Here is a 15,867-nt window from a genome sequence, read left to right as displayed (position 1 = left end):
CTTTCCGCCCGTCCGGCGGTAGGTCCGACAACTCCGTTGTCGGACAAAGCGACTCCAGCAGTGACACCTCGGCTCTGTAGGCCGCTACGGCCAGAACGCCCCGCACCTCCACGGCGTTGCCCGTTGCCAGTTCGTTGCCAGTTCAGAGCGGGTGACGACGGGCGGCGGGCGGACGGTTCCTGCAGGTTGTGGCAGTGCGGGCGGTCCGTAGCGGAACTGTCACCTCTGTGCCACAGCCGTCGGACAGCCGTTGAACAGGTCCCGCCCGGTGGGAAGGCTGAATCCCGACGGCGGTCCGTCCTGCTCGGGGGAGGGGATGGGCCGCCGTACGGTTCAGCCCGCCGGGCCGCCCGGGGTCACCAGCCCCGTCTCGTAGGCCACCACCACCGCCTGGGCCCGGCTGCCCAGGTCGAGCTTGGTCATGGTGCGGTTGAGGTGGGTCTTCACGGTCGCCTCGCTGATGTAGAGGCGGTCGGCGATCTCCAGGTTGGACAGTCCGCGCGCGGTGAGCTCGAGTACCTCGACCTCGCGGGAGGTCAGCACCTCCAGGTCGGGCGGCGGGCCGGTGCCGGGGCGGGGGCCGCGCTGCCGGGCGAAGGCCTCGACCAGGCGCCGGGTGACGCTGGGCGCGAACAGGGCGTCACCGCCGTCCACCGCGGTGACGGCGGCCAGCAGCCGCTCCGGCCCGGAGTCCTTGAGCAGGAACCCCGAGGCGCCGGCGCGCAGCGCGCCGTACACGTACTCGTCGAGGTCGAAGGTGGTGAGCACCAGGATGCGGGGCGCGGGGGCGACGGCCTCCGCGAGGATGCGTTCGGTGGCCTCGATGCCGTTGAGGCCGGGCATCCGGATGTCCATGAGGACGACGTCGGGCCGGGTCTCGGCGGCCAGCCGCACCGCCTGTGCCCCGTCCGCGGCCTCCCCGGCCACCTCGAACCCGGGCGCGGCCTCCAGCAGCCCCACCAGGCCCGCGCGGATGAGGAACTGGTCGTCGACCACGAGCACTCTGGTCATCCGGTACGGTCGTCCCCCCGCCGTGCGAGTGTGGCCGAGGTCGGCAGGGTCAGCTGGACCGCGAAGCCGCCCTCGGGGCGTGGGCCGACGCCGATCGTCCCGCCGTAGAGCTTGGCCCGCTCCCGCATGCCAATCAAGCCGTGTCCGGAGCCCGTTCGCACTCTGTCCGGATTCACCCCCTCCCCGTCGTCGAGGACGGACACGGTCAGCTCGCCGGCCCCGTACCGCAGCAGCACGCGCGCGTGCGCGTGACCGGCGTGCTTGAGGACGTTGGTGAGCGCCTCCTGGACGACGCGGTACGCGCACAGTTCGACACCGGGCGGCAGGGGCCGCGGCTCGCCCTCGACCGCGAGGTCCACGGACAGTCCGCCGGACCGCACCCTCTCGACGAGTTCGGCCAGCCGCTCCAGGGTCGGCATCGGGGCCCGCTCGGCGGCCTGCGGATCCTCGTCCCTGAGCACCTGGAGCATGCGGCGCAGCTCCTCCAGTGCCTCGCCGCTGGTGCCGGCGATGGTGCCGAGCGCGCCGCGCGCCTTGCCCGGATCCGACTCGAAGACGAACCGGGCGAGCCCCGCCTGCACGGAGATCACCGACATGTGGTGGGCGACGACATCGTGCAGCTCCCGCGCTATCCGCCCGCGTTCCTCGGCGACGGCCCGCCGTGCCCGCTCGGCCTGCTCGGCCCGCAGATGCCGGGTGAGCGCGGCCGACCGCTGCGCGAGATGCCCGAACCAGAGCAGCACCGAGGAGTACAGCAGCGCCTGCATGACGACGGACGCCATCGAGGAGTGGTCGGTGACGATCCCGGCGTACACCCACACCCCGGTCATGCAGACCGCACAGCCGACGGCGACCCGGACCGGCCGCACCGAGGCGACCGTGTACAGCGCCAGCATGGAGCCGAAGGTGCTCACCACGGGCCAGTAGCCGAGGCCGACATAGACGATCGCGGCCCCCTGCACGACGGCGAAGACCCCGAGCGGCCACCGCCCGCGCAGCGCCACCGGCAGCTGCGCCAGTCCGACCAGCGCGTACCCGCGGGCGTCGAGCGGCGGCCAGCCCTGCGCGGCCGACTCCCGCCCCAGCAACACGGCCGTCACGAGCGTCGCGCACGCGATCAACGAGTCGACGACGAGCGGGGGCGGGGTGCGCGGTCGCATCGCCGCAGCGTAACGCCGGGCTCCGGGACACCGAGTCAATCGCCGGGAGTACCGCGGAAGTTGTAGGCGGTTCCACCGGGAGTGTGATTCGCCCCCACGGCCGACCCCCTACCTTCGATCCGGGGGAAGCAGGCCCGCACCCACCGGGGGAGGTGCGGGCCACTTTTCAAGCCACGAACCCCTAGCTCTTCATCGTGAAATGCAGCGTGTCCTTCAAATAAGGGATCACCAGCCACGGCTTCGGCTGCGCCATCAACGCCAGCAACACGATCGCCAGCCCCAGCACCCCGTACGTCGCGATGTCCGTGAACCGCGACCGGACCGCCAGCATGCCCACGCTCGGCAGTATCCACCGCATCACCGCCCCGGCGAGCAGCGCCGCCCCGATCAGCAGCGCACCCACCCGGAACTGGTCCAGCGAGGTCAGCAGCAACCCCACCGCGACGGTCCCCAGCACCACCAGGATGGGCCACTGCCGCGCCGGCGCCGGGAGGTCCCCGGACGCGGCCCGGCCGCCGCCCTCGGGCCGTGCCGTGTCCCGGGTGAACAGCGGGAACCGTCGCGTCGTACGACGCCCGTCAGCCGACACTGCGCTCCGCCGCCTCGACCACGTTGACGAGCAGCTGGGCCCGGGTCATCGGCCCGACACCGCCGGGGTTCGGGGAGATCCACCCGGCGACCTCGGCGACCCCGGGGTGGACGTCGCCGACGATCTTGCCGTCGGCGTTGCGGGAGACACCGACGTCGAGGACGGCGGCGCCCGGCTTGACGTCCTCGGGGCGGATCAGGTGCGGGGAGCCGGCGGCGGCGACGATGATGTCGGCGCGCTTGAGGTGCGAGGCGAGGTCGCGGGTGCCGGTGTGGCACTGCGTGACCGTCGCGTTCTCGCTGCGCCGGGTGAGCAGCAGCGGCATCGGGCGGCCGATGGTCACGCCGCGGCCGACGACCACGACCTCGGCGCCCTTGATCTCCACGCCGTGGCGGCGCAGCAGGGTGAGCACGCCGTTGGGGGTGCAGGGCAGCGGCGCGGGCTCGCCGAGGACCAGCCGGCCGAGGTTTGTCGGGTGCAGGCCGTCCGCGTCCTTGTGCGGGTCCATCAGCTCCAGGATGCGGTTCTCGTCGATGCCCTTGGGCAGCGGGAGCTGGACGATGTAGCCGGTGCAGGCGGGGTCGTCGTTGAGTTCGCGGACGACCGCCTCGATCTCCTCCTGGGTCGCGGTGGCCGGAAGTTCACGCTGGATGGAGGCGATGCCGACCTGTGCGCAGTCGCGGTGCTTGCCGGCGACGTACTTCTGGCTGCCGGGGTCGTCCCCGACGAGGATCGTGCCGAGGCCGGGCGTGACGCCCTTCTCCTTCAGCGCCGCCACGCGGACGGTCAGATCGGACTTGATCGCGGCTGCGGTGGCCTTGCCATCGAGAATCTGGGCGGTCATGGCTCCATCCTCGCGGATGCCGGTCTCCCGGTTCCAGTCGGGTGTGCGGTCATGATCAATGATGTTGCACTTGCACAACACCTCGCTAATCGGACTGGACAACAACTCGCCTGTACTTGACGATGAACGGCGCAGTATCGCGGTCCGGTGGGGGGCAAACCGCTCAGATCATGACGTACCTCCGTGCTTGTCCGCGTCGTCCCCGCAGGTCCAACGGAGGAAGACCGCCATGAGTTTCGGCTCGCCCAACAACCCCTACGGTCAGCAGCCGCAGAACCCCCAGCAGGGCCAGCCCGGCTACGGCTACCCGCAGCAGGGTCAGCCCGGCTACCAGCAGGCCCCGCAGGGCGTGCCCCCGCAGCAGGGCTACGGCTACCCGCAGCAGCCGGGCTACCCGCAGCAGGGCGGCTACGGCTACCCGCCCCAGGGCTACGGCGCGACGCCGCCGTACGCGAACTGGGGTCAGCGTGTCCTCGGCACCCTCGTCGACGGCCTGGTCTTCCTGGTGCCGTACATCCTGGTGATCGCCGGCAAGGACACCCCCGCGCTGGTGGCCATCGGCGGTATCGCGCTGATCGGTCTCGCGATCTGGCAGCTGATCATGGAGGGCCGCACCGGTCAGACGGTCGGCAAGAAGGCGCTGGGCATCCGCCTGGTCAAGGAGGCCACCGGCCAGCCGATCGGCGTCGGCATGGCCTTCGTGCGCCGTATCGCCCACTTCCTGGACAGCATCGCCTGCTACCTGGGCTGGCTGTGGCCGGCGTGGGACGCCAAGCGCCAGACGTTCGCCGACAAGGTCTGCAGCACCATCGTGATCCGCAGCAACTGAGCGAGCGCGTCACCCGCACTCCAAGGGCCGTGTCCCCCGCACTGGGGGACACGGCCCTGGTGTTTGCACCTGGACGCCCACGCGTCCGCGGCTCAGTGGAAGAAGTGCCGCGTCCCGGTGAAGTACATGGTCACGCCGGCCTTCTTCGCGGCCTCGACGACGAGTTCGTCACGGACCGAACCGCCCGGCTGCACGACGGCCTTCACGCCGGCCGCGGTGAGGATCTCCAGGCCGTCGGGGAAGGGGAAGAACGCGTCGGAGGCGGCGTACGAGCCGCGCGCCCGCTCCTCCCCCGCCCGCTCGACCGCGAGCTTCGCGGAGTCGACGCGGTTGACCTGGCCCATGCCGACGCCGACCGAGGCGCCGTCCTTGGCGAGCAGGATGGCGTTGGACTTCACGGCCCGGCAGGCCTTCCAGGCGAACGCGAGGTCCGCCAGCTCCGCCGCGTCCAGCGCCTCGCCGGTCGCGAGGGTCCAGTTCGCCGGATCGTCGCCGTCGGCCTGCAGGCGGTCGGTGACCTGGAGCAGCACACCGCCGTCGACGGGCTTGACCTCGACCGGGTTGGCCGGGGCGCCCGGCGCCTTCAGGACGCGGATGTTCTTCTTCTTGGCGAGGGCTTCGAGCGCCCCCTCCTCGTAGTCGGGCGCGACGATGACCTCGGTGAAGATCTCGGCGACCTGCTCCGCCATCTCCTTGCTCACCGGCCGGTTGACGGCGATGACCCCGCCGAACGCCGACAGCGGGTCACAGGCGTGCGCCTTGCGGTGCGCCTCGGCGACGTCCGCGCCGACCGCGATGCCGCACGGGTTGGCGTGCTTGATGATCGCGACGCACGGCTCGGCGTGGTCGTACGCGGCACGGCGCGCGGCGTCCGTGTCCGTGTAGTTGTTGTACGACATCTCCTTGCCGTGCAGCTGCTCGGCCTTGGCGAGGCCGGCGCCGCTCGCGTCGACGTAGAGCGCGGCGGGCTGGTGCGGGTTCTCGCCGTAGCGCAGGGTGTTCTCGCGCTCCCAGGTGGCGCCGAGGAAGTCGGGGAACCGCGACTCGTCGACGGGGGCGTACTCCGAGGCGAACCAGGAGGCCACCGCCACGTCGTACGACGCGGTGTGCTGGAAGGCCTCGGCGGCGAGCCGCTTGCGGGTGGCGAGGTCGAAACCGCCGTCGGCGACCGCGGCGAGGACGTCGGCGTACCGCGCGGGGCTGGTGACGACGGCGACCGAGGGGTGGTTCTTGGCGGCGGCGCGCACCATCGAGGGACCGCCGATGTCGATCTGCTCGACGCACTCGTCGGCCGAGGCACCGGAGGCGACGGTCTCCCGGAACGGGTAGAGGTTGACGACGACGAGGTCGAAGGGGGCCACGCCCAGCTCGTCGAGCTGCTTGCGGTGGCTGTCCAGGCGCAGGTCGGCGAGGATGCCGGCGTGGACCTTGGGGTGCAGGGTCTTGACCCGGCCGTCCAGGCACTCCGGGAAGCCGGTGAGCTCCTCGACCTTGGTGACGGGGACGCCGGCGGCGGCGATCCGGGCGGCGGTGGAGCCGGTGGAGACGAGTTCGACACCGGCTTCGTGCAGCCCGCGCGCGAGCTCCTCGAGCCCGGTCTTGTCGTAGACGCTGACGAGCGCGCGCCGGATGGGCCGCTTGTTGCTCTCGGCGGTGGCGGTCACTGGATAACTACCTTTCGTCCCTCAATGCGATAGCCGTTGCGGGCGATCCGCCCCACGACCTCGACGAGCAGCCTTCGCTCGACGTCCTTGATGCGCTCGTGCAGAGCGCTCTCGTCGTCCTCGTCCCGGACCTCCACCACGCCCTGAGCGATGATCGGCCCGGTGTCGACGCCGTCGTCGACGAAGTGGACGGTGCAACCGGTGACCCGGGCGCCGTACGCGAGCGCGTCCCGGACGCCGTGCGCCCCGGGGAAACTGGGCAGCAGGGCGGGGTGCGTGTTGACGGTCCGCCCCCCGAACCGCGCCAGGAACTCCTTGCCCACGATCTTCATGAACCCGGCGGAGACGACGAGGTCCGGCTCGTGGGCCGACACCGCGTCGGCCAGCGCGCGGTCCCACTCCTCCCGGGTCCCGAAGTCCTTCACCCGGGTCACGAAGGTCGGGATCCCGGCGCGCTCGGCACGCGCGAGCCCCTCGATGCCGTCGCGGTCGGCGCCGACCGCGACGACCTCGGCGCCGTAGGCCTCGACGCCGGCCTCGGCGATCGCGTCGAGGAGCGCCTGGAGGTTGGTGCCGGATCCGGAGACCAGCACGACGAGGCGCTTGGCCACGGGCTTGGCGGCCACGGCGGGGCCCTTTCTCGGGGGAGCGTCGGTACGGCGGCCGGCCCCGCACGGTGTTTGTACATTCGTACGAGTGCTTCGCGCCCTGGGATACGGGGAAGTCTACGAAGCGGCCGACCGTCAGCAACGATACCGGCACACCGGGCGGCCCCCACGGGACGGGGGCGTGGCCGGAAGGTAGCGTCTGGGAGGTACCGGGGCGGGAACGCGTCCGGGACACGACGCGTTCACGAGGTAACCAGCCGCTTCGCCGGCCGTATTCAGCAGCCGTAACCCAGCAGCCCCACGCACCAGCCGTACACACCAGTCGCACGTACTCAGTCGCACAGATCAGTCGTACACATCTAGGGGAAGACGCTCACTTGATGCCGGACCGCAGCCTGGGACTTCGCATGCTCCCCCCGCAGTCGGTACAGGGAGGGCCGCGTTCTGCCGTGCTGTTGCGGGAGCGGCCGGCCTCGCCGCCGGACGCGCCCTCGGACCGGCCGAAGGGCGACCAGCAGGACGACAACCCCTTCGCACCGCCGCCGGAGGGCGCGCCGGACAGCCCGTGGCGGCCGCGCCGCCCCTCCGGGGACGGTGACCAGGGGTCCTCGCCCTGGGGCAGCCAGTGGAGCGACCGCCAGCCCGGCCGGGAGGGCGGCGGCTTCGGCCAGCGTCCCGACGGCGGCCCGGGCGGCGGCGGCCAGGGGGGACCGGGCGGTCCCGGGATGCGCTGGGACCCGACCGACCCGGCCCAGCGCCGGGCGCGGTACGCCCTGCTGTGCGGCATGTGGGCCTTCTTCTTCGCCCTGTTCAGCTGGCCGTACGTGGCGCTGCTGCTGGGTGTGCTGGCCGTCTACTGGGGTGTCAGCGCGCTCCGTATGAAGCCGCGCAGCCCCGAGGAGGCCACCACCGGCCGCCCCCAGACGACGGCGGCGATCAGCGGTCTGGTCACGGCCTCGCTGGCGCTGGCCCTGGTCGCGGCGACCTTCACGGCCCAGCTGGTCTACCGCGACTACTACACCTGTGTCACGGACGCCCTCACCAACGAGGCGAAGCAGTCCTGCGACCACCTGCTGCCGCAGGAACTGCGCACCATCCTGGGCACCGCGAACAGCTAGCGGGCGGGGGTGCGGGGAGCCGGGGCGGTCAGACGCCGTCCGGGCCCTCCGGTGGCGGCTCGGACATCTCCCGCAGCGCCGCCCAGCGGGCCTTGCGTACCGCCTCGTCCCGCCAGGGGCTGGACGGCGGATCGGGGAGCAGCGGCTCGTAGGGGTCGGGGAGCTCGGGCGGCAGCGCCTCGTACGGTTCGAACGTGTCGCTGTCGCCCTGGTCGGGCAGCACCACGACCGGGGCCGGTGCCGACGCCGGGGCCTTGGGCCGGGCTCGGGCCGACGGCGCCGCACTCGGCCTGCCCGGGGCCCGCTGCTCCCCGCCGGCCGGGCTCTTCCCGAAGCCCAGCCAGGCCGCGAGCGAGGCGGCGCCCTCCGTCCGCCACGCCCTGAGCGCCAGGGCCGCCGGTACGCCCACGCCGAGCAGCCAGGCGGCGGCCGCCGCGCCCGTCTGCCACCCGACGGGGCCGAAGCGGTGGAGCGCCGAGACGCCCAGGGGTCCGCCGGCCAGCTCGGCGAGCGCCGCGAGCAGCAGCGCGCAGAGCAGGGCCGCCAGCGTGACGACCTCGGCCGTGCGCCTCGCCGGCCAGCCCCGCCCGACCGCCCTGCCCACCACGAACCAGGCCACCGTCACCCCGGCCGCCACCGGCACCAGCCCGGCCAGCCAGGTCACCGGCGTGCCGGGCCCGTGCGCCGGCACCGCCGCCAGCAGGGGGAAGGGCGGCAGGAGCGGTGCCGGGTCCGAGGCCAGGGGGCCCACGACATGTCCGGCGCCGAGCGCGAAGCCGGGGCCGACGGCGTACGACGCCGACCACACCACCGCGTTGGGGATGAGGGAGACACAGAGCAGCAGGACGGCGAACCGGCCCGTCCAGCCCGCCGTCAGCTGCAGGAACGACGCCCGCGTGGCGTCGCCGTGCCCCACCAGCGACACCGCGAGCAGCAGTGCGCCGCCCCCGAAGAACACGGCCACCCCGGCCAGGGACGCGCGGACGGCCGTACCCCACCGCAGCCGGGCGTCCCGCCCGAGCAGCAGCCGTCGTACCGCGTGCGGCAGCGCCACCACCAGATGCAGCGCCGGTTCGCGCGGACGGCCGTACGCCGTCCAGACCCCGGCGCCCGCCGCGACCGCCGCGAACAGCGGCAGACACACCGCCACCCACCCCCATGCGGGCCGCAGTTCACCCCCGGACGCGTACAGCGCGGCACCACCGCCGACGCCCAGGTAGCCGGCGACGACCCCGGTCCAGGCGGTACCGGCCCGGACCGGCGGCGGTGGGTCGGCGGCGTGGCCGGCGTGGCCGTGCGGCACGTCCACCGCCTCCCGTGTGCCCCGGTACAGCAGCAGCGCCGGCACCGCGAGCAGCAGCAACGGCGTCATCCCGACCGGGGCCGGTACCCCGGACAGCGTGTCGGTGCGGACCAGTTCGACCCCGTGGGCGAGCAGCCACAGCGCCACCCCGATGTGCAGCGCGCCGCCCGGCCCGCTGTCGGGATACGGCGAACTGACCCACAGCACGATCGCCAGCACGGCGAACGCGCCCAGTCCGAGCCCGGCCGCGAGCGCACCGGCCGCCAGGCTCGCGGCCAGCCCGGGGGAACGGTCGCGCACCCGGTCGAACAGCGGCGACAGGGACGGCAGGCGGGACGACAACGACAGCCGTCGGGGCGGCGACGCCTGTCGGCGGCGGGACAGCGACGGTCGGCGGGCGGGCATCCGGATCACGACCGCCATGCTCCCAACGACACGCGCTTTCCCGGCGTAACAGGCCAACCGCCGAAGTGTCGCCCAATATATGTTTATGTGCTTTTTCGTAGGGAGGTACGCCCGGTGACGCAGAACCCTGCCCGCACCGACGAGGCACTGACGCCCACTCAGGCCTTCGACGCGCTCTACGCCTTCTGCGCCCCGGCCCTGGTACGACAGACCTATCTGCTCACCGGGCGCCGGGAACTCGCGCGGGAAGCCGTGGAGCGGGCCTTCCAACTGGCCTGGCAGAACTGGCCGCAGGTGGCCCGCGACCGGGACCCTGCCGGCTGGGTGCGGGCGGTGGCGCACGAGTGCGCGCTCTCCCCCTGGCACCGGTTCCGCCTGCGCTACCGCCACCCCGAACCCCCACCGGCCGACGCGGCCGACCGCGCCCTCCTGGACGCGCTCCTCACACTCCCGCCGACCTACCGCCGCACGCTCCTCCTGTACGACGGTGTCGGCCTCGACCTGCCGGAGACGGCGGCGGAGACGGAGGCGAGCACGCCCGCCGCGGCCGGCCGGCTCACCCAGGCACGGCGGGCGGTCGCGGCCGGCGTCCCCGAGCTGGCCGACCCCGCCGCGCTGCACCGGCGGCTCACCGAACTGGCCTCGGCGGAGCGGCTGCGCGCCGCCCAGCCGCCGTCGGTCCGCACGTACGCCGAACGCCGGACCCGTTTCTGGACCCGGTCCGCGCTCGCCTTCACGGCGGCGATCGTCGCCGCCACGACCCTCACCCTGCGGACGGCGCCGACGCACTACGAAGCGCCCATCGGCCCGGCGCAGGCGATCAGCGGGGTGCCGGCGAAGGTGGGGATGGGGCCGCTGTCGGCGGGCGAGCGGGCGCTGCGGACGAAGTTGCAGGCGCAGCCGGCGAGCGGCCCGGAGCGGTTGGTACCGGTGGCGAGATAGACCGCCGGGTGCGGACCGGAGGGGTCCTGCAACGACGGCAGGCCCGCCCCCACCTCGGGGAACGGGCCTGCCGTCGCACTGCTGTACCGCTACGGCGTTGTTCAGCCGGCGAGGCTGTAATTAATTGCCGAGAATGGCGCGGGCCAGCTTCGCCGTCTCGGTCGGGGTCTTGCCGACCTTGACGCCCGCGGCCTCCAGGGCCTCCTTCTTGGCGGCGGCCGTGCCGGAGGAGCCGGAGACGATGGCGCCCGCGTGGCCCATGGTCTTGCCCTCGGGCGCGGTGAAGCCCGCGACGTAGCCGACGACCGGCTTCGACACGTTCTCCTTGATGAAGGCCGCGGCCCGCTCCTCGGCGTCGCCACCGATCTCACCGATCATCACGATCAGGTCGGTGTCGGGGTCCGCCTCGAACGCGGCGAGCGCGTCGATGTGGGTGGTGCCGATGACCGGGTCGCCACCGATGCCGACGGCGGACGAGAAGCCGATGTCACGCAGCTCGTACATCATCTGGTACGTCAGCGTGCCGGACTTCGAGACCAGGCCGATGCGGCCCGGCTTGGTGATGTCGCCCGGGATGATGCCGGCGTTCGACTGGCCCGGGGTGATGAGACCGGGGCAGTTCGGGCCGATGATCCGGGTCTTGTTGCCCTTGGACACGGCGTACGCGTAGAACGCGGCCGAGTCGTGGACCGCGATGCCCTCGGTGATGACCACGGCGAGCGGGATCTCGGCGTCGATCGCCTCGACCACGGCGGCCTTGGCGAAGGCCGGCGGCACGAAGAGGACGGATACGTTCGCGCCCGTCTTCTCGATCGCCTCGGCGACCGTGCCGAACACCGGGATCTCGGTCCCGTCGATGTCGACCGTCGTGCCCGCCTTGCGCGGGTTGACGCCACCGACGATGTTGGTGCCGTCGGCGAGCATGAGCTTGGTGTGCTTCATGCCCGTGGAGCCGGTCATGCCCTGGACGATGACCTTGGAGTCCTTGTTGAGGAAGATAGCCATGGCTGTGTGTCCCTCGTCCCTTACTTCGCAGCCGCGAGCTCGGCGGCCTTGTCGGCCGCGCCGTCCATGGTGTCGACGCGCTGGACCAGCGGGTGGTTCGCGTCGGTGAGGATCTGCCGGCCCAGCTCGGCGTTGTTGCCGTCGAGACGGACGACGAGCGGCTTGGTGACGTTCTCGCCGCGGTTCTCGAGGAGCTTCAGCGCCTGCACGATGCCGTTGGCGACCTCGTCGCACGCGGTGATGCCGCCGAAGACGTTGACGAAGACGGACTTGACGTCCGGGTCGCCCAGGATGATCTCCAGGCCGTTCGCCATGACCTGCGCGGAGGCGCCGCCACCGATGTCGAGGAAGTTGGCGGGCTTGACGCCGTCGTGCGCCTCGCCGGCGTACGCGACGACGTCCAGGGTGCTCATCACGAGACCCGCGCCGTTGCCGATGATGCCGACCTCGCCGTCGAGCTTGACGTAGTTGAGGTTCTTCGCCTTCGCCGCGGCCTCGAGCGGGTTCGCCGAGTCCTTGTCGTGGAGTTCCTCGAAGTCGGGGTGACGGAACTCGGCGTTCTCGTCCAGGGTCACCTTGCCGTCGAGGGCGATGACCTCACCGGAGGCGACCTTCGCGAGCGGGTTCACCTCGACGAGAAGGGCGTCCTCCTCGACGAACGTCTTCCACAGGGTGACGAGGACGTTCACGACCTTGTCCGCGACCTCGGCCGGGAACTTCGCGGCCGCGACGATCTCGCGGGCCTTCTCCTCGGTGACACCCTCGTTGGCGTCGATCGGCGTCTTGGCGACGGCCTCGGGGCGGGTGGCCGCCACCTCCTCGATCTCCATGCCGCCCTCGACGGAGGCGATGGAGAGGAAGGTGCGGTTGGCACGGTCGAGGAGGAAGGAGACGTAGTACTCCTCGACGATCTCCGGGGCGGTCTCGGCGATCATCACCTTGTGGACCGTGTGGCCCTTGATGTCCATGCCGAGGATGTCCGTGGCACGGGCGACGGCCTCGTCCGCGGAGGCGGCCAGCTTGACGCCACCGGCCTTGCCGCGACCACCGACCTTCACCTGCGCCTTGACGACGGACTTGCCGCCGAGCCGCTCGGTGATCTCGCGCGCCGCCTCAGGCGTGTCGATGACTTCACCGGCCAGCACCGGTACATCGTGCTTGGCGAAGAGGTCCCTCGCCTGGTACTCGAACAGGTCCACGCGCTTCCGTCCCTATCAGTGATCTCGCGGTTCGTTGGATGCGTGGGCGTGCCGCGAAGGGCAACGTGACGTCCGCATGGGTCACAGGGGAAGCGCACACGGTGTCCGAGCGCGCGGCATGTCCGTCTCGCAGGTTATCGCCGGTTGCGGGGGCGCCCTAAATCGAGGGTCACACCTGAGCGGTGATACCTGTCACATGATGCCGGGTATCCCTGGATTTGCTGGCACGGCGTGCCGTCTTGGCGGTGATGTGCGAGGCCTCACCGGGCTGGGGTTGGCCCGGTGAGGCCTCTCGGACCCCTGAGCCGGCCTTAAGGAACGGCCCTGGAGTCCTGGCCGGCGATCACCGCCCCAGTGGGGATCTGTCGGCCGGTTCCGCGGGGCTCCGGCCGGACCGACCGACGGTGTTCGGTCGGTCCGGGCGCGGCCGCCCCTCGGAGTCTTCGGAATCAGACGGAGTAGGTCGCCGCCTGCGGACCGTGCAGGTAGCCCGGGGTGACCGACTCCGTGAGCTGCTGGACACCGGCGACCGCGTGCGCGGCCAGCGGGGTGCCGGTCACGTCCTGGGCGAGCGGGCCGGTGGCCGCCACGACCGGCCGGACGTCGCCGGCCACGCCGTACCCGAGCGCCTCGGCGCCGTCGACGACCGGTCCGACCAGGTGCTCCGCAGAGGTGGCGGCCTCCCCGGTCACCCCGTACGCGAGCGGCGGCACGGCACCGACGACGGGCCGGACGTCGCCGGCCACGCCGTACGCCAGCGCCCACGCGTCCACCACGGCCTGCCCGGCGACCGGCACCACCCCGTGCACGGCGGTCGCCGCGACGGGCGGCAGCACGGCGCCGACGGCGTCCCGGGTGACCTCCCCGACCAGCCCGGTGGCGTACGGCGGCACGTCAGCGACGGCCGGGTACACCTCGCCGACGACGCCCGTGGCGACACCCTGGACACCGGCCACGGCGCCCGTGGCGGTGCCGTGCACGCCGGTCACCGCGTTCTCGGCGACCGGCAGCACCGCGGCGACGGCGCCGGTGGCGGTACCGCCGACCCCGGCGACCGCACCCCCGGCGACCGGCACCACGCCCGCGACCGCTCCGGTGACCGCGCCGTGCACACCTCCGGCCACGCCCGTCGCGACCGGTACCACCCCGTCCACCGCGTCGGCGGCGACCGGCGGAACCACGGCGGCGACCGCCCCGGCAACGACCGGCGTCACGGCGCCCGGAACGGCCGCCACGGTGCCGACCATCTGCTGTCCTACCCCGTTGACCGTGCCGGTGACGTGCCCGGGAACGCCGGCGGCGGTGGCGTCGGCCGCGGTTGTCACCCGGCCTGCCGTGCCGGTCACCGGAGCCGCAGTGCGGCCCGCGCCGGCCACCGTGTGCCGCACCTGCGTGCGCACGGCCGCCTGGGCGGCCCGGGTCGCCTGGACCTTGGTCTGGGCGGCGGCCAGCGCCTGCTCGACCTCCGGGGCGAAGGAGGCGAGCGGACCGAAGAGATAGTCGATGTCGTCCCGGGGGACGGCCGGGGAGCCGCCGTGCGCGGCGGTCGCGACGGCCTCGGCGGCCGTGTGGTGGGCGGTGTGCGCCGCGTGGGCGGTGTGGGCGGCCGCCGCGCGGGCCGCGGTCTCGGTCTCGGCCTCGGTCTTGGCCTTCGCCTTTGCCGCGCGGGCCGCCTGGGCGCCCTTGATGGCCTCGCCGCCCCTGATCTTGGCCGCGGCGGTCGCGGACTTGGTCTTGGTCTTGGCCTTGGCCGACTGCTCGGCGTCCTGCACGGTGCTCGTCGCCTTCGTCGTCGTGTCGGTCGTCGTGTTCGCGATCGTCGAGGCGACGGTGCCGGTGACGTCGGACACGGCTCCGTCGACCGTGTCGGTGAGGGTGCCGGTGAGGGAGGGGGTGGTGGCGTCCGGTGCGGAGACGGACGTGGCGGACAGTTCGTCGGCGCTGGCCGCGGCCGAGCCGAGCGCCCACGCGCCGGAGACGCCGGCGGCTATGACGATGGAGCGGCGGATGTTCTTGTTCATGCGTGCGTCAGATCCTTCGGGGCTCCGGTGCGTTCAGGACGCGGACGCGGAGCCGGGAGGGCTTCCGGTGGGTGCCGGAAGCACGGCTGGGGACATTGCCGTCCGGAAGGTTCGGAGGGGATCCGGGGGAGGGATCCGCAGGGGTCCGGACGGGCGGGCAGACCTGTTCCGCCCCCGCGCGACAGGTCTGTGGCGGGGAAGGTGGTCGCCGGTCCTAGCCGGGGAAGACGGGGATGTCCCGGTACCTGTCCCGGGTCTCTGTCGCATCGACACGCGCGGCGGCACCGGAAACCAGCCGCAGCGGCGCCCGGTCGACGAAGGTCACGGCGTGCGCGTCACCGTGCCGGGAGGAGGCGCCGTCGACCGCCGACTTGCCCAGCGCACCGTCCGGATCGCCGGCGGGCGCGGGACGGGTGGGAGCGCCTACGGGCCGGGCGGCACGGTGGCCACCGGCGTGCGCCGCCCCGTCCGACGTGAGGGTGACGACGGTGAGCCGCGGCCCGTACGACACGGCCGCCGTCACCGGCGCCTGCGTACCGGACTTCTCGTGCCCGGTGCCGGGCGTGACCGGCGACCGCGGCTGGGGCTGCGCGGGGCGCGGCACCGTGATGACCGGCGCCGGAAGCAACTCGCCCGGCAGCTCGGAGACGACGGGCAGCTCCGGCAACTGCACCACCGGCACGGTGGGCGGCAGGGACACCTTCGCCGGAAGCTCCGCCACCTGCCGCACGGTCTCGTCGAGCGACTGGGTCACGGCGGTCACGGAATCGGTCACCGACCGCACGACCTTGTGGACCTTCTCCGCCTTGAGCGTCTCGTCGACCACCGGAACCACAGGCACCGCCCCGGTGACGGACTTCCCCGCCACCGTCGCCTTGCGCGGCGCCGACGTCGGCGTCTGCCGCTTGGGTGCCTTGTGCGCCTTGTGCGGCGTCAGCACGTCCCGCAGCGGCACCTTCTGGGCCACGACCGACGTCAACGACGGCGTCGAGGAGACCCCTTCGGCCGCCTGCGCCCGCGCCCCGCAGAGGAGGCCGAGCGCCAGCAGTCCGCCGACCAGCAGCGCCAGTTGCAGCGCACGTCGTCCCGTCGCCGTGCGCAGGGCGCGCGCGGCGGTACCGGGCAGAACTGCTGGCGAGGTCAAGACGGGGAGGACCCTCCCGTGCGGC

At 72.8% G+C, this 15,867-nt stretch carries 14 protein-coding genes; 3 read left to right on the top strand and 11 right to left on the bottom strand.

Annotated features, from left to right (window positions below):
• Positions 1 to 333: 333 nt before the first annotated feature.
• The 4 genes from ACFZDK_RS02390 to ACFZDK_RS02375 all read right to left on the bottom strand — a co-directional run bounded on the left by ACFZDK_RS02390 (position 334) and on the right by ACFZDK_RS02375 (position 3,604).
• On the bottom strand, positions 334 to 1,011 hold the full coding sequence (locus ACFZDK_RS02390) for a response regulator (RefSeq protein ID WP_390968935.1): 678 nt from the start codon (positions 1,009 to 1,011) through the stop codon (positions 334 to 336).
• Positions 1,008 to 2,171, bottom strand: coding sequence for a histidine kinase (locus ACFZDK_RS02385; RefSeq protein ID WP_390968933.1), 1,164 nt, complete (start codon positions 2,169 to 2,171; stop codon positions 1,008 to 1,010). The genes ACFZDK_RS02390 and ACFZDK_RS02385 overlap by 4 nt, the downstream gene beginning before the upstream one ends.
• 181 nt (positions 2,172 to 2,352) lie before the next feature.
• On the bottom strand, positions 2,353 to 2,760 hold the full coding sequence (locus tag ACFZDK_RS02380; RefSeq protein WP_355711180.1) for a DUF3017 domain-containing protein: 408 nt from the start codon (positions 2,758 to 2,760) through the stop codon (positions 2,353 to 2,355).
• Positions 2,750 to 3,604, bottom strand: coding sequence for a bifunctional methylenetetrahydrofolate dehydrogenase/methenyltetrahydrofolate cyclohydrolase (locus ACFZDK_RS02375; RefSeq protein ID WP_359215298.1), 855 nt, complete (start codon positions 3,602 to 3,604; stop codon positions 2,750 to 2,752). The genes ACFZDK_RS02380 and ACFZDK_RS02375 overlap by 11 nt, the downstream gene beginning before the upstream one ends.
• A gap of 229 nt (positions 3,605 to 3,833) precedes the next feature.
• Here ACFZDK_RS02375 and ACFZDK_RS02370 point away from each other — a divergent pair, with 229 nt between their 5' ends.
• Positions 3,834 to 4,433, top strand: a complete 600-nt coding sequence (locus ACFZDK_RS02370) for an RDD family protein (protein WP_390968930.1) — start codon at positions 3,834 to 3,836, stop codon at positions 4,431 to 4,433.
• A 92-nt stretch (positions 4,434 to 4,525) separates the two neighbouring features.
• On the opposite strand, the gene purH is transcribed toward ACFZDK_RS02370, so the two are convergent.
• Together purH and purN are read right to left on the bottom strand one after the other, a co-directional pair.
• Positions 4,526 to 6,097 (bottom strand): bifunctional phosphoribosylaminoimidazolecarboxamide formyltransferase/IMP cyclohydrolase, encoded by a 1,572-nt coding sequence (gene purH, locus ACFZDK_RS02365; protein WP_390968928.1) that lies wholly within the window; start codon positions 6,095 to 6,097, stop codon positions 4,526 to 4,528.
• Positions 6,094 to 6,723 carry a phosphoribosylglycinamide formyltransferase gene (gene purN, locus ACFZDK_RS02360; protein ID WP_390968926.1) on the bottom strand — a complete coding sequence of 210 codons (630 nt, stop codon included), beginning with the start codon at positions 6,721 to 6,723 and terminating at the stop codon, positions 6,094 to 6,096. The genes purH and purN overlap by 4 nt, the downstream gene beginning before the upstream one ends.
• A gap of 362 nt (positions 6,724 to 7,085) precedes the next feature.
• Here purN and ACFZDK_RS02355 point away from each other — a divergent pair, with 362 nt between their 5' ends.
• Positions 7,086 to 7,823 carry a hypothetical protein gene (locus tag ACFZDK_RS02355; protein WP_390968924.1) on the top strand — a complete coding sequence of 246 codons (738 nt, stop codon included), beginning with the start codon at positions 7,086 to 7,088 and terminating at the stop codon, positions 7,821 to 7,823.
• A gap of 28 nt (positions 7,824 to 7,851) precedes the next feature.
• Here the strand turns inward: ACFZDK_RS02355 and ACFZDK_RS02350 are convergent, their stop codons facing one another.
• On the bottom strand, positions 7,852 to 9,426 hold the full coding sequence (locus ACFZDK_RS02350) for a DUF6350 family protein (RefSeq protein ID WP_390968922.1): 1,575 nt from the start codon (positions 9,424 to 9,426) through the stop codon (positions 7,852 to 7,854).
• On the opposite strand from ACFZDK_RS02350, the gene ACFZDK_RS02345 reads away from it, so the two are divergent.
• On the top strand, positions 9,310 to 10,473 hold the full coding sequence (locus ACFZDK_RS02345; RefSeq protein ID WP_390970060.1) for a sigma factor-like helix-turn-helix DNA-binding protein: 1,164 nt from the start codon (positions 9,310 to 9,312) through the stop codon (positions 10,471 to 10,473). The genes ACFZDK_RS02350 and ACFZDK_RS02345 overlap by 117 nt on opposite strands.
• A gap of 120 nt (positions 10,474 to 10,593) precedes the next feature.
• Here the strand turns inward: ACFZDK_RS02345 and sucD are convergent, their stop codons facing one another.
• From sucD to ACFZDK_RS02325, 4 genes are all read right to left on the bottom strand, one after another.
• On the bottom strand, positions 10,594 to 11,478 hold the full coding sequence (sucD, locus tag ACFZDK_RS02340) for a succinate--CoA ligase subunit alpha (RefSeq protein WP_390968920.1): 885 nt from the start codon (positions 11,476 to 11,478) through the stop codon (positions 10,594 to 10,596).
• Positions 11,479 to 11,498: 20 nt separating this feature from the next.
• Entirely contained in the window at positions 11,499 to 12,677 is a 1,179-nt protein-coding gene (gene sucC / locus ACFZDK_RS02335) for an ADP-forming succinate--CoA ligase subunit beta (RefSeq protein WP_390968918.1), read from the bottom strand.
• Positions 12,678 to 13,126: 449 nt separating this feature from the next.
• On the bottom strand, positions 13,127 to 14,698 hold the full coding sequence (locus tag ACFZDK_RS02330) for a hypothetical protein (protein WP_390968916.1): 1,572 nt from the start codon (positions 14,696 to 14,698) through the stop codon (positions 13,127 to 13,129).
• Between the two features lie 214 nt (positions 14,699 to 14,912).
• Positions 14,913 to 15,842 carry a hypothetical protein gene (locus tag ACFZDK_RS02325; RefSeq protein WP_390968914.1) on the bottom strand — a complete coding sequence of 310 codons (930 nt, stop codon included), beginning with the start codon at positions 15,840 to 15,842 and terminating at the stop codon, positions 14,913 to 14,915.
• Positions 15,843 to 15,867: the final 25 nt, after the last annotated feature.

Source organism: Streptomyces sp. NPDC007901, assembly GCF_042959465.1.
Lineage (GTDB): Bacteria > Actinomycetota > Actinomycetes > Streptomycetales > Streptomycetaceae > Streptomyces.
This window is presented reverse-complemented; position numbering and strand designations above follow the sequence as displayed.